The 12293-nt window shown below is 63.4% G+C and carries 13 protein-coding genes and 2 pseudogenes; 8 read left to right on the top strand and 7 right to left on the bottom strand.

The genetic code is table 11. The features are described from left to right. The 3 genes and pseudogenes from ACK1U9_RS05350 to ACK1U9_RS05340 all read left to right on the top strand — a co-directional run. Positions 1-83 (top strand): annotated as a pseudogene (locus tag ACK1U9_RS05350) (thioredoxin family protein); the annotation flags it as partial. 4 nt (positions 84-87) lie between these two features. Continuing rightward, entirely contained in the window at positions 88-786 is a 699-nt protein-coding gene (gene urtE, locus ACK1U9_RS05345) for an urea ABC transporter ATP-binding subunit UrtE (protein WP_013974394.1), read from the top strand. Positions 787-817: 31 nt separating this feature from the next. After that, on the top strand, positions 818-1333 hold the full coding sequence (locus ACK1U9_RS05340; RefSeq protein WP_108481513.1) for a GNAT family N-acetyltransferase: 516 nt from the start codon (positions 818-820) through the stop codon (positions 1331-1333). 126 nt (positions 1334-1459) lie between these two features. Here the strand turns inward: ACK1U9_RS05340 and ACK1U9_RS05335 are convergent, their stop codons facing one another. Together ACK1U9_RS05335 and cbpA are read right to left on the bottom strand one after the other, a co-directional pair. After that, complete coding sequence (locus ACK1U9_RS05335; protein ID WP_046613277.1) at positions 1460-1765, bottom strand: chaperone modulator CbpM; 306 nt, start codon at positions 1763-1765, stop codon at positions 1460-1462. Between the two features lie 2 nt (positions 1766-1767). Further along, positions 1768-2721, bottom strand: coding sequence for a curved DNA-binding protein (gene cbpA, locus ACK1U9_RS05330; RefSeq protein WP_046613278.1), 954 nt, complete (start codon positions 2719-2721; stop codon positions 1768-1770). A 164-nt stretch (positions 2722-2885) separates the two neighbouring features. Here cbpA and ACK1U9_RS05325 point away from each other — a divergent pair, with 164 nt between their 5' ends. After that, a complete protein-coding gene (locus tag ACK1U9_RS05325; RefSeq protein WP_046613279.1) occupies positions 2886-4157 on the top strand; it encodes an Hsp70 family protein in 1272 nt (423 codons plus the stop codon). A gap of 134 nt (positions 4158-4291) precedes the next feature. Here the strand turns inward: ACK1U9_RS05325 and ACK1U9_RS05320 are convergent, their stop codons facing one another. The 3 genes from ACK1U9_RS05320 to ACK1U9_RS05310 form a co-directional block, all read right to left on the bottom strand. Continuing rightward, positions 4292-5299, bottom strand: a complete 1008-nt coding sequence (locus ACK1U9_RS05320; RefSeq protein ID WP_153671486.1) for a hypothetical protein — start codon at positions 5297-5299, stop codon at positions 4292-4294. A 71-nt stretch (positions 5300-5370) separates the two neighbouring features. Further along, positions 5371-5658 carry a PsiF family protein gene (locus ACK1U9_RS05315; protein ID WP_003258250.1) on the bottom strand — a complete coding sequence of 96 codons (288 nt, stop codon included), beginning with the start codon at positions 5656-5658 and terminating at the stop codon, positions 5371-5373. 63 nt (positions 5659-5721) lie between these two features. Beyond that, positions 5722-6510 (bottom strand): AraC family transcriptional regulator, encoded by a 789-nt coding sequence (locus tag ACK1U9_RS05310; protein WP_046613281.1) that lies wholly within the window; start codon positions 6508-6510, stop codon positions 5722-5724. 226 nt (positions 6511-6736) lie between these two features. On the opposite strand from ACK1U9_RS05310, the gene ACK1U9_RS05305 reads away from it, so the two are divergent. Next, positions 6737-7609, top strand: a complete 873-nt coding sequence (locus tag ACK1U9_RS05305) for a DMT family transporter (protein ID WP_153671487.1) — start codon at positions 6737-6739, stop codon at positions 7607-7609. Here ACK1U9_RS05305 and ACK1U9_RS05300 read toward each other — a convergent pair. Continuing rightward, positions 7606-8496 carry an esterase/lipase family protein gene (locus tag ACK1U9_RS05300; protein ID WP_046613284.1) on the bottom strand — a complete coding sequence of 297 codons (891 nt, stop codon included), beginning with the start codon at positions 8494-8496 and terminating at the stop codon, positions 7606-7608. The two genes, ACK1U9_RS05305 and ACK1U9_RS05300, sit on opposite strands and share 4 nt — an antisense overlap. A gap of 123 nt (positions 8497-8619) precedes the next feature. On the opposite strand from ACK1U9_RS05300, the gene osmE reads away from it, so the two are divergent. Both osmE and ACK1U9_RS05290 read left to right on the top strand, forming a co-directional pair. Beyond that, positions 8620-8961, top strand: coding sequence for an osmotically-inducible lipoprotein OsmE (osmE, locus tag ACK1U9_RS05295; protein ID WP_015271980.1), 342 nt, complete (start codon positions 8620-8622; stop codon positions 8959-8961). A 48-nt stretch (positions 8962-9009) separates the two neighbouring features. Continuing rightward, a complete protein-coding gene (locus ACK1U9_RS05290) occupies positions 9010-9540 on the top strand; it encodes a ferritin-like domain-containing protein (protein WP_046613724.1) in 531 nt (176 codons plus the stop codon). Positions 9541-9668: 128 nt separating this feature from the next. Here the strand turns inward: ACK1U9_RS05290 and ACK1U9_RS05285 are convergent, their stop codons facing one another. Then, the gene (locus ACK1U9_RS05285; RefSeq protein WP_046613286.1) at positions 9669-11735 is read right to left on the bottom strand and encodes an AsmA family protein; all 2067 of its coding nucleotides are present in this window, start codon (positions 11733-11735) and stop codon (positions 9669-9671) included. Positions 11736-12075: 340 nt separating this feature from the next. Here ACK1U9_RS05285 and ACK1U9_RS05280 point away from each other — a divergent pair. Continuing rightward, positions 12076-12293, top strand: a pseudogene (locus ACK1U9_RS05280) (hypothetical protein); the annotation flags it as partial.

Here is a 12293-nt window from a genome sequence, read left to right as displayed (position 1 = left end):
GCTACGGTGCCATGCCGTCGCTGTCGGGAGCCAGCCAGTGGCTCAATTCGGCGCCGCTGGATGGCCCCGGGCTCAAGGGCAAGGCACATGCTGAAAATCGACACCCTGCACCAGTACTACGGCGGCAGCCACATCCTCCGGGGCCTGTCCTTCGAAGCCAAGGTCGGCGAAGTCACCTGCCTGCTGGGCCGCAACGGCGTGGGCAAGACCACCCTGCTGCGCTGCCTGATGGGCCTGGTCCCGGCCCGCGACGGCAGCATCGAATGGGAAGGCAAGCCGATCACCAGCCTCAAGCCCCAGCAACGGGTCCACGCCGGCATCGCCTACGTGCCCCAAGGCCGCGAGATCTTCCCGCGCCTCACCGTCGAGGAAAACCTGCTGATGGGCCTTTCGCGCTTCCCCGCCCGTGAAGCTCGCGAGGTACCGCCCTTCATCTACGAACTGTTCCCGGTGCTGGAGCAGATGAAACAACGCCGAGGCGGTGACCTGTCCGGCGGCCAGCAGCAACAGCTGGCCATCGGCCGCGCACTGGCCAGCCGCCCGCGCCTGCTGATCCTCGACGAGCCCACCGAGGGTATCCAGCCTTCGGTGATCAAGGAGATTGGCGCAGTCATCCGCCGCTTGGCCGAGCGCGGCGACATGGCCATCCTGCTGGTGGAACAGTTCTACGACTTCGCCGAGGAACTGGCCGACCAGTACCTGGTGATGGCGCGTGGCGAGATCATCCAGCGGGGCCGCGGCGAAAACATGCAGGCCGAAGGTGTGCGCGGGCTGGTAACCATTTAATCTGCAAGCAACTACCCTGCGAGACGCTGTCATGAGTCATGAAATCCGCGACGCCCTGCCTTCCGACGTGCCGGGCATCCTCGACATCTACAACGACGCGGTGCGCAACACCACGGCGATCTGGAATGAAACCCCGGTGGACCTGGCCAACCGCCAGGCCTGGTTCGATGCACGGGCGCAGCAGGGCTACCCGATCCTGGTAGCGGTGGATGAGACCGGGGTGCTGGGCTATGCGTCGTTTGGCGACTGGCGGCCATTCGAGGGCTTTCGCAACACCGTGGAACATTCGGTTTATGTCCGTGGCGATCAGCGTGGCAAGGGGCTGGGGCCGGTGCTGATGGCGGCGCTGGTCGAGCGTGCACGGGCGTGTGGCAAGCATGTGATGGTAGCGGCTATCGAGAGCGGCAATGCAGCGTCGGTGCGCCTGCACGAGCGCCTGGGCTTCGTGGTGACCGGGCAGATGCCGCAGGTGGGGGTGAAGTTTGGCCGGTGGCTGGATTTGACCTTCATGCAGCTGGTGCTGAACCCCGGGGCAGAACCGGCTTGAAACTGATGTTGCCTGTACTGGCCTTATCGCCGGCAAGCCAGCTCCCACAGAAACCCCACAGGCCTTGAGACCTGCGCCGTACCTGTGGGAGCGGGTTCACCCGCGAAGAGGCCGGGCCTGCAAACCTCAAATCTGGGTAAACCTGCCCAACCGCTGCCTCAGCATGTTGTTCTCGCTGCGCAACTGCTGCACTTCCTGCAGCAGCTCCAGCGCCAGCGCCACCCCTTCCCACTCCAGTTCCAGCTCCTGATGCAGCTTCGCCGCACGTTTGGCCAACAACGGCGCCTGATCGTCGAACAACCAGTCCTCCGGCGTTCGGCCGGAAGGTTCGACAATGCCGTGCTCGACGATTTCGATCACGCAGTCAGCCGTGATATCGGCCTCCTGACACAAGGTACGCATGTCCAGTTGAACGATCAGGGTGCTGCTCATGATCACTTACTCCATTGTGTCCTCGGGTTGAACGCAGCCTTCTCGGAAAGCTTGGCCCACAATTCGCGGGCAGCCTCATCGGATGCTGGCGGCATGACCACCTTCAGTTGCGCGTAAAGGTTGCCGCGCTCGCCACTCTTGTTGGCCAGGCCCTTGCCCGGTACGCGCAGGCGCTGGCCGCTCTGGCTGTCGGGGCGGATGGTGAGGTTGATCTTGCCGTCCAGGGTCGGCACGGCCACCTTGGTGCCCAGTGCTGCCTCCCACGGTGCCAGCGGCACAGTGATGATCAGGTCATGACCTTCGACATCGAACAGCGGGTGCGGTGCCATGCGAATGGTCAGGAACAGGTCGCCATTGGCTCCGCCACCACTGCCCGGCGCGCCCTGGCCCTTGAGGCGGATGCGCTCGCCATCGGTCACCCCGGCCGGGATCTTCACGTTCAGGGTTTTGGTAGTGAAGCCGGTGCGCTGGCCCATGCCGTTGGTCTGCGGCACCTGGAAGCTGATCTGCTTGGACTCCTTGCTCAGGGTCTCTTCAAGGAATACCGCCAGTTCTAGCTCCACGTCCTGCCCCCGCCTACCGGCGCTGCGTTGCTGCTGCCGGGCACCACCGAATGGGTTGCCACCTCGGCCACCAAAGATCGAGCTGAAAAAGTCGGAAAAATCACCGCCTTCGAAACCACCGCCACCACCGCGGCTTTCCCAGCCCGGTGGTGCCTGGAACGGTCGGCCATGCTGGCCGCCGTACTTGCGGATTTCGTCGAATTCGGCACGTTTCTGCGCGTCGCCCAGCACTTCGTAGGCCTCGTTGGCCTCCTTGAATTTTTCCTCGGCGTCGCGCTCCTTGCTGACATCGGGGTGATACTTGCGCGCCAGCTTGCGGTACGCGGCCTTGATCGCCTTGTCGTCCGCCGTGGGCTCTACGCCGAGTATCTTGTAATAGTCTTTGAAGTCCATCTATGGATCACCAATGTGAATGTGCGTGTTGCAAAAGAAGATAGGGGTCAAGCATAGCCTTTCAAGACCGCCTTGGGTTTGCTCCATGGCAGACGACCGGTCTTGATTCTGTAGCCAACTGGCATACACTGCGCGGCCGTTTTGCCTCCGGAAGCTCATTTCCCATGTCTGACGTATCCCCGGCCCGCGCCCTGGGCATCGACTTTGGCACCTCCAACTCCACGGTCGGCTGGCACCGCCCCGGCGCCGAGTCGCTGATTGCCCTGGAAGACGGCAAGATCACCTTGCCCTCGGTGGTGTTCTTCAACATCGAGGAGCGTCGCCCGGTATATGGTCGCCTGGCATTGCAGGAGTACCTGGAAGGCTACGAAGGCCGCCTGATGCGTTCGCTGAAAAGCCTGCTGGGCTCCAAGCTGATCAAGCATGACACCAGCGTGCTGGGCAGCGCCCTGCCGTTCAAGGACCTGCTGGGCATGTTCATCGGCGAGCTTAAAAAACGCGCCGAGGCCGCTGCCGGGCGTGAGTTCGAGCAGGTGGTGCTGGGCCGCCCGGTGTTCTTCGTCGACGAAGACCCGGCCGCCGACCAGGAGGCCGAGGACACTCTGGCCGAAGTGGCGCGCAAGATCGGCTTCAAGGATGTGTCGTTCCAGTACGAGCCGATTGCCGCGGCCTTCGACTACGAGTCGAGCATCAGCCGCGAAGAGCTGGTGCTGATCGTCGACATTGGCGGTGGTACCTCGGACTTCACCCTGATCCGCCTGTCCCCCGAGCGCCACCTGGTCGCCGAGCGCCAGAGCGACATCCTCGCCACCGGCGGTGTGCACATTGGCGGTACCGACTTCGACAAGCAGCTGAGCCTGCAGGGCGTGATGCCGTTGTTCGGCTATGGCAGCCGCATGAAGAGCGGTGCGCTGATGCCGACCAGCTATCACCTCAACCTCGCCACCTGGCACACCATCAACGCCCTGTACTCGCAGAAGTCGCAGCTGGCGCTGGGCAGCATGCGCTATGACATCGAGGACACGCTGGGCATCGACCGCCTGTTCAAGCTGATCGAAGAGCGTGCCGGGCACTGGTTGGCGATGGAAGTTGAGGCCAGCAAGATCGAGCTGACCGAGCAGCAGAGCCGCCACGTCGACCTCGGCCGCATCGAGCGCGAGCTGGGCGTGGACCTGTCACGGGCGCTGTTCGAAGGGGCTATCGAAGGGTTGCTGGAGCGAGTGCGTGGTAGCGTCAGCGAACTGCTGGCCAAGGCTGGCGTCAGCCAGACCCAGGTCGATACGGTGTTCTTCACCGGTGGTTCCAGCGGGATTCCGGCGCTGCGCAACAGCGTGTCGGCGATGCTGCCGAATGCGCGGCATGTGGAAGGCAACATCTTTGGCAGCATTGGTAGCGGGCTGGCCATCGAGGCGCGCAAGCGCTACGGCGTAGCCTGAGCCATCCCTTTCACCTGTGCCGGCCTCTTCGCGGGTAAACCCGCTCCCACAGGGTCCCCGCAAGCCTTGAGAAAAGTGGCGTACCTGTGAGAGCGGGTTTACCCGGGAAGAGGCCGGTACTGGTCAATAAAGAATCAGACCAGTTCGGCCCGCTTCAGCTCACTCTTCAGGTAGGCATAGTAGATCGGCCCCGCCACCACTCCCGGCAGCCCGAACGCCGCTTCGAACACCAGCATCGCCAGCAGCAGTTCCCACGACTTGGCACTGATCTGCCCGCCCACGATCCGCGCGTTGAGGAAGTATTCGACCTTGTGGATGACGATCAGGTAACCCAGCGCCGCCGCCGCCACCCAGACCGACAGCGACAGGCCGACGATGGTGATCAGGGTGTTCGACATCAGGTTGCCGATCACCGGCAGCAGGCCCAGCAGGAAGGTCAGCACGATCAGCGTCTTGGTCAGTGGCAAGTGCACGTCGAACATCGGCAGTACCACGGCCAGGAAGATGCCGGTGAAGGTGGTGTTGAGCAGCGAAATCTTGATCTGCGCGAAGACGATGTTGCGAAACGCCTGCACCAGCAGGCTCAGGCGCTCGAACAGCGCCGCCGCCAGCGGCTTGCGCCGGGAGATATCGGGGATGCGCTGCAACGCGACGATGGCGCCGAGGATCATGCCGATCAACAGGGTGACGAACATGTGCGCCATGCCCTTGCCCACCAGCTGCAGGTCGCTCAAGTGGCTCTTGATCCAGTCACCGATGGCCACCTTGAACTCCGCCGCACTGGCCGGCAGGTAGCCTTCGATGAACGGCGGCAGCTGGCTACGGGCGCGCTCCACCAGGGCCATGAACTTGTCCAGCGAGGCCCCGGGGTTTTCCGCCTCGTGCAGCAAAAAGCTGAAAGCACCGGCAAACAGCAGGGTCAGGGTGCTGACCACCAGCGTGCCGAGCAGCGCTACAGCCAGCCAACGGGCGCGCTGCCCGGCAATCAACGGCTGCAGCCGCGGCGTGAGCATGTTGACCAGCTCGAACACCAGCAGGCCGGCCAGCAGGCTCGGCAGCAATTTCAGGGGCAACGCCAGCAACAGGCCGGCAAACACGATGATCCAGCTGGCCAGGGTGGCCTGGCGGGGGGTGAAGGTCATACAGCCTCAACGGCAGACAACGGGAAAGACCCGCAGTCTGCCAGCCTTACGTCTGCAGGCATAGGCGCAGGTCATTTCTTCTTCAGGCAGTCGCTCATGAACGCTTTGCGCTCGTCACCCTTCAGGGCCTTGGTGGTGGCGTCGGCGTTGCAGGTTTTCATCTTCTCTTGCTGGGTTTGCGGCACATCCTTCTTCAGGCAGGTGCTCATGAAAGCTTTGCGCTCATCGCCCTTGAGGGCCTTGGCGGTGGCGTCGGCGTTGCAGGTTTTCATCTTTTCCTGCTGCGCGGTATTGGCAGCGAAGCCTTGGGCGCTGAACAACACCGCCAATACCAGTAAGGGGATTTGCAGCACTTTCATGGAGTAGTCTCCTTGGCTCCGTGCCCGATGCACGGGGGTCGAGCTGAGTGTAGCCAAGAATTCTCAACGCCCTGCCCGTGCCTGGCGGCGGTATTGCTCGGGCGTGCACCGGGCCTGGCGCTGGAACATGGCGATAAACGCCGAGGCGCTGCTGTAACCCAGGTCGAAGGCGATGGCCTGGATCGGCTGGCCGGCCTCCAGCGCTTCGATGGCGCGCAGAAAGCGCAGGCGCAGGCGCCATTCGCCAAAACTGATGCCCAGTTCACGCAGGAACTGGCGGGCCAGGGTACGTTCGCTTACATGCACACGGGCGGCCCAGTCGGCTAGCGGACGGTTGTCGCCTGGCTCGGCACCAAGGCCATCGAGCACCTGTCGCAAGCCTTCGCTGTGGGCAAACGGCAGGTAGCAGGCCTGGGTGGGAGCCAGCAGCAACTGGTCGAGCAGCACTTGCACCAGGCGCTGGTCGCGCTCGCCCTCGGCCACCCGCAGGTCGCGCCGGGCAAAGTCGGCGAGGATGGCCTTGAGGATGTCGCTGATCATCAGGCTGCACGGTTGCTTCGGCAGTGCGGCGCACAGGCTGCGGTCCAGGTAGACCGAACGGTAGACGATGGCCTGCGGGTTGTAGCAGCCATGCTCGGTGTCGGGTGGCACCCACACGGCGTATTGCGGTGGGGACAGGAAGTGCTGGCCGGCGACCTCCAGGTGCATCACGCCGTGGGCGGTGTAATTGAGCTGGCCCCAGGCGTGGCGATGCAAGGCGCTATGGGTGTCGGCACCGAACTCGTCGTGGCGGAAGTACACCGGGGCCGGGAGCCGGGTGAACTGAGGAATGTCGAGGTATTTGCGCGGCATGCTGTCTGCTTTGCGGGGTGGGTTGTCTGGATAGGAGTATAGGCTTGTTGACAGACAGTTGATAATGGCTGCCATCGGGGCCTGCTGCGCAGGCCATCGCGACACAAGGCCGCTCCTACAGGAACCCGCGTTGCCTTCCGGGCCTGTGCGATACCTGTAGGAGCGGCCTTGTGTCGCGATGGGCTGCAAAGCAGCCCCAATCAGTCCAAAACGAGTAAGCCGCTACATGAACTACCTGTTCCCCCTGACCGCCATCCTGATATGGGCCGGCAACACCGTGGTCACCAAGATGTCCGCTGGGGCCATTCACCCCGCCGAGATCGGCTTCTACCGCTGGCTGCTGGCCGCGCTGTTGTTCACGCCGTTCCTGCTGCCCACCGTGTGGCGCAATCGCGCGGCCATTCGCCCGCACCTGGGCAAGGTTTTCGTGCTGGGCGTGCTGGGCATGGCGATGTACCAGAGCCTGGCCTACTTCGCTGCCGGCATCACCAGCGCCACCAACATGGGCATCATTCTTTCGCTGATGCCACTGATGTCACTGGCACTGTCCATCGCCTGGCTGGGCCAGCGCCTGAGCTACGGCGCCTTGCTGGGCGCGCTGGTGTCATTTTTCGGCGTGCTTGAAGTGGTCAGTGCCGGCCACCCCGCCAACCTTCTGCAACAAGGCCTGAACAGCGGCGACTTGCTGATGCTGGTGGCCACGCTGGCCTACGCGCTGTACAGCCTCCTGCTGAAGAAATGGCAGCTGCGCCTGCCGCCGATGCAGCTGCTGTACCTGCAGGTGCTGGTAGCCATCGTCGTGCTGTTGCCGCTGTTCCTGCTGTCGGACAAGACTGGCCTGAACAGCCGCAACATCGGCCTGGTGCTGTACGCCTGTGTACTGGCCTCGATGATCGCGCCCCTGGTGTGGATGCAAGCCGTCCACCGCCTGGGGCCCAGCCGCACCACGCTGTTCTTCAACCTGCTGCCGCTGGTCACGGCACTGATCGCCGCCGTGGTGCTCGACGAGCAGCTGGCCCGCTATCACCTGGTCGGCGGCCTGCTGACCCTGGCGGGCGTGGTGCTGGCCGAGCGCTGGACCACACCGATTCGTCGCTAGAGCCCTGCCGCCTTGAGCCGGGCGGCATGTTCGGTGAACAGCCGCACCGGTTCGGCACCCTTGCCCACCGCACCAAGCGACTGGTTGACGATATCCAGGTGGTCGAGCGGGTAATCGTCGCCAATCACCTGCCCCAGGTGCGAACTGAAGCGCCCGACCATGCCGTCGCAATGGCCCTTTTCCTTGACGAAGCTGCGCGCGAACAGGCGGCAGAAGTGGCTACTGCCGTCGAAACGGTTGCGCCGCTGGTCGGTCAGGCCGGGCTGCAAGGTGCCGGACCAGGAGTAATAGCGCACGCCATCGACCTCATAGGCCCCTTCCCCGCCCCAGGAATCTGGCAACCCCTGTGGATAAGCCTGGTTGAACAGCGCCACCCCGGCGCTGGTCAACGATTGGTGCGAGGCGTGTACATCCACCGGCAGCGGGTCGCGGCGCCAGCCGGTTTCCAGCCACACCAGCAGCACGGCCAAGCCATGCAGCACAGCCTTCAGGATGCGCCCCTGTGGGGAATCGCCCGGTGCCGTACGCTCCAGGTAGTCGGCCAGCTCCGAGCCATGGTTGGGCCCCGCCACCGAAGTGACCGAGGCCACCCGCCCGGGCCGCCTGGCAGCCGCATAGCGCGCGCTCAGGGCGCCCTGGCTGTGGCCGATGAGGTTGACCTTTTCCGCTCCGGTACGCAGGCAGATGTCTTCGATGATCGCCAGCAACTGCTCGCCGCGCACCTCGCTGGAATGCAGCGGCGAAACCTGCACCGGGAACACCTGCGCCCCGCCCTTGCGCAGGGCCGGCACGATGCCGAACCAGTAGGGGTAGAGCACTACCCGGACAAAACCGAGCATGCCTGGCACCAGCACCAACGGGTATCGCGTGGCCAATTCCTGCTGCATTGCCCCAGCCCCTTTCCGTGGACGACCGGCCAACACTACAGCGGCATTGATGACCATCGCAATCGAACTCCCGGCGCGCGCTGCGGTTCCAAACCACACAGACCCTTTGCAAGGAGCGGGACCATGTACAAGCAGACCCTGGCAATCCTTCTGGCAAGCGCCACCCTCGCCGCCTGCGGCAGCCGCCCGGAAAACCCGGTGGACTACGTCACCTACCGCGACGAGCCGCTGGTCAAGCAGGTGGAAAAAGGCATGACCATGCAGAAAGTCATCGCCATCGGCGGCAGCCCGTCCAACGTGATCGACCTTCCCCATGGCGGCACCTGCAACGACTACATCCTCAACCACGATGGCCACCAGCAGCCCTACTACGTGCGTTTCGATGCCACCGGCCATGTCGACGCCAAGGGCTTCAAGACTTGCAAACAACGCGAAGAAGACAGCGACGCCGTCCACGGCGCCTAAGCCTTCCAGGCCATACCCATGACCACCCTGATGTTCCAGGAGATGAACATGAATGCGACTGAATTGACCGATGTGCAAACCCTGCGCGAACGTGCCCGCCAGCATGTCGAGCAAGGTGCGGTGACCGAGGGCTACGATGCTGATCGCCAACAGATCCTGCGCCTGCTCAATGATTCACTGGCCACCGAGCTGGTCTGCGTGCTGCGCTACAAGCGTCATTACTTCATGGCAAGCGGCATCAAGGCCAGCGTGGCTGCCGACGAATTCCTCGAGCATGCCAACCAGGAAGCCGAGCACGCCGACAAGCTTGCCGAACGGATCGTGCAGTTAGGTGGAGAGCCGGATTTCAACCCGGACAACCTGAGCCAGCGGTCTCATGCCCAATATGTGGCGGGCACTTCATTGAAGGAGATGGTGCTGGAAGACTTGGTGGCGGAGCGGATCGCCATCGATAGCTATCGCGAGATCATTCAGTACATTGGAGATAAAGATCCGACTACGCGGCGGATTTTTGAAGACATCCTCGCGCAGGAAGAAGAGCACGCGGACGATATGTCCGACCTGTTGCAAGGCTTGTAATTGCTGGGGGCGCTTTGCGCCCCATTCGCCAGCAAGCCGGCTCCCACAGGTATTGCACGAGCCTTGAGGTCTGTGGAGTCCCTGTGGGAGCTGGCTTGCCGGCGATTGGGCTGCGAAGCGGCCCTCTGCTATTTCCGCTCCTTCACCACCGCCGGCGCCTTGCCCGCCTTCATCTGCTGCAGCAGCGGCGTGCACTGGTTGGGATCATCCCCACTGCTAGGCGCAATCAGCGCCAGCAACCCCGCCGCCGGCCCGGCCACCACGCCCAACGCCACCATCCCCGCCCCGCGCAACGCCAGCGGCACCGCCTGCACCCCGGCACTGGGCTTGGCGAACGCCCCGCGTACATACAGCGGCGAGCGCAGCGAGAACAGCCGCAACCCTTTCGATTCAGGGGTAATTTTAAGGTCCAGCTGCTCCGTGGCGAAATTGGCCGTGCCGTTGATGTAGATGATCGCGTTCTCGGTATCGAAGATGAACAGGCGCGTGGTCGCCAGGCCATCCTTGATACCCACGTCAGCCGCTGCACAGTTGATCTTCACATCCTCATCGCCAAACAGCTTGCCGACCACATAGTTGCCCACGTTCAGCCCGGCAATCTCCATCAGGCTGCGGCTGATGGCACCATCGTTGATCAGCATGCGCAGGTCGCCATTGGCCGTGCCCAGCAAGGCGGCCACCGAGTTACCCCGGCCGGTGATATCGGCATCGCCATTCAACTCACCGAAGCTTGTCTGCATCGGCGCGAAGGAGGGGAACAACTGCTTGAGCTTGAAGCCCCGCGCCGTCAGCCGGGCACGCCCCTGCAACGGAACATTGCGGCCATCCAGACGGATCCTGGAAGCCAGGTTGCCACCAGCCACGCCAAAACGCAGAGGCTCCAGGCGCAGCAGGCCGTCTTCCAGGATCACATGGGCCGACAGGTCGTTGAACGGAAGTTGCGCGCTGTGCACGATGCGCTTGCCAGCGAAGGTGACGTCGGCGTCCATCGCGCGCCAGCGCTCGGTGCGGAACTCTTCCACCGGCAGCACCTTGCCCGCCGGCTGCTTGCTGGCACCCCCGCGGGCCTTCTGCTCGGCATTGGAGTCGGCGCCGATCAGCGGCGCCAGGTCCTTGAACAGCAACTGGTTGGACACCAGGTTGCCGGACAGCTTGGGCCGTGGCTGGCTGGCAACGAAGGCCAGGTCGCCATGGATATCGCTGTCACCGATCGTGCCGTTGAAGCCCTGGTAGTTGAAAGTCGCCCCCTGCGCCGCGTGCAGGTTGGCGCTGAGGTGGCCGTCGGTGGAATAGGCCGGGGTGTCGGGCAAGGTCACGCCGGTCAACGGGTAGAGGTTGCCCAGGCTGGCCCCGGACAGGCGCAGACGCAGGTCGAGGGCGCCGAGGTTGCGCGGGTCGGTCAGGGTACCGGCGAGCACCACGTGGGTGTCTGCGATACGCACGTCAGCCTGCAGCGGGAACGGCTGGCTGGCGTCCTGCAGGGCCAGCAGGCCACCGATCTTGCCGGTACCGGACACCGGCTGGCCTTTGTAGCGGCCCTGGGCCTTGAGCCCGAAGGCGTAGTCCTGCGCGGCACCGGTCCTCTCGGCGCTGGCCTTGCCGACGATATCGCTGAACGGGACAGGCTTGCCCAGCGGGTCGATCTGCACCTTCATGCTGGTTTTCAGGGTTTGGTCATCGAAGCTGACATTGCCCTGGTCGAAGCCGATGGCGCCAATGTCCAACTGCCATTTGGAAGGTTCTGCGTTTTCATCCTTGGGGCCGAAATCGAAGACCCAGTTGGCGCGGCCATCGGCCAGGCGGGTAAGGCTGGCGGTAGGCTTAGTCAGGTCGATGCGCGGGATGCTGATCTGCTGGAACAGCAGCGGCAGCGGCGCCAGGCGGAACGCCACGCGCTCCAGGCCGACCATCTTCGGTTCCTTGAGCCACTCGGGGTTGCCCAGAGTCAGGTCTTCGGCGATGAAGTGCGGCCAGGGCACCCAGGCACGCCAGCCCCCCTCCTCTGGTTCGGTGCGCCAGTCCACGGCAAGGTTGCCATTGATCGCGAAAGGCCGCTGCAGGGCCTCGGAGACTTTCTCGTTGAGCAGGGGCTTGACGCGGTTCCAGTCGAAGGTAGCGATCACCACCACCAGGATCGCCAGCAGGGTCAGCAGGCTGGTGAAGGTCCAGACGAGGATTCTGGCGGGACGCGTCATTGCGTGATTCTCCTTGCGGTATGGCACAGAACAGGTGCAACGGTGGCACTCAATATCTCGGACTGATGAAAACCCGTGGGGTTTTATCGATGGCGCCATGATAGCGAGTTTTTCCTGGCCTTTTGCTCAGCAATTCGTTGCGCCAGGACATACGTGTTACCCGCAAGTATCGCTATCAAATTGCCACTTTACGGCCTGAAAGGTGCTTTCTAGAGCAGCTTGCCGCCTCTATCAATACGGTCGATTGTTACCATTACCCGTATGAACTTCTCTCTGGCGTTACCCGGCGTAGCATTGGCTCCGTACCCACTTTCCAGCCCCCGAGAGGAGCACCGAAATCATGAAACGCCATCTGCTGACCCTGACCCTGTCCATCCTGGCCGCCAACGCTTTTGCCCTGCCAGCCGACGAGCAACACCTGACCGCCGAATCGCGCTCCAGCGCTGCCGAAATCGCCCAGCCGCTGAAAACCGTTGCCGAAGGTGGTGCTGATCGCCTGATCGAACGCAGTGGCCGTGTTGCCGAAGGTGGCTCTGACCGCCTGATCGAACGTAGTGG

The organism is Pseudomonas sp. XP1, assembly GCF_053557675.1.
This window is presented reverse-complemented; position numbering and strand designations above follow the sequence as displayed.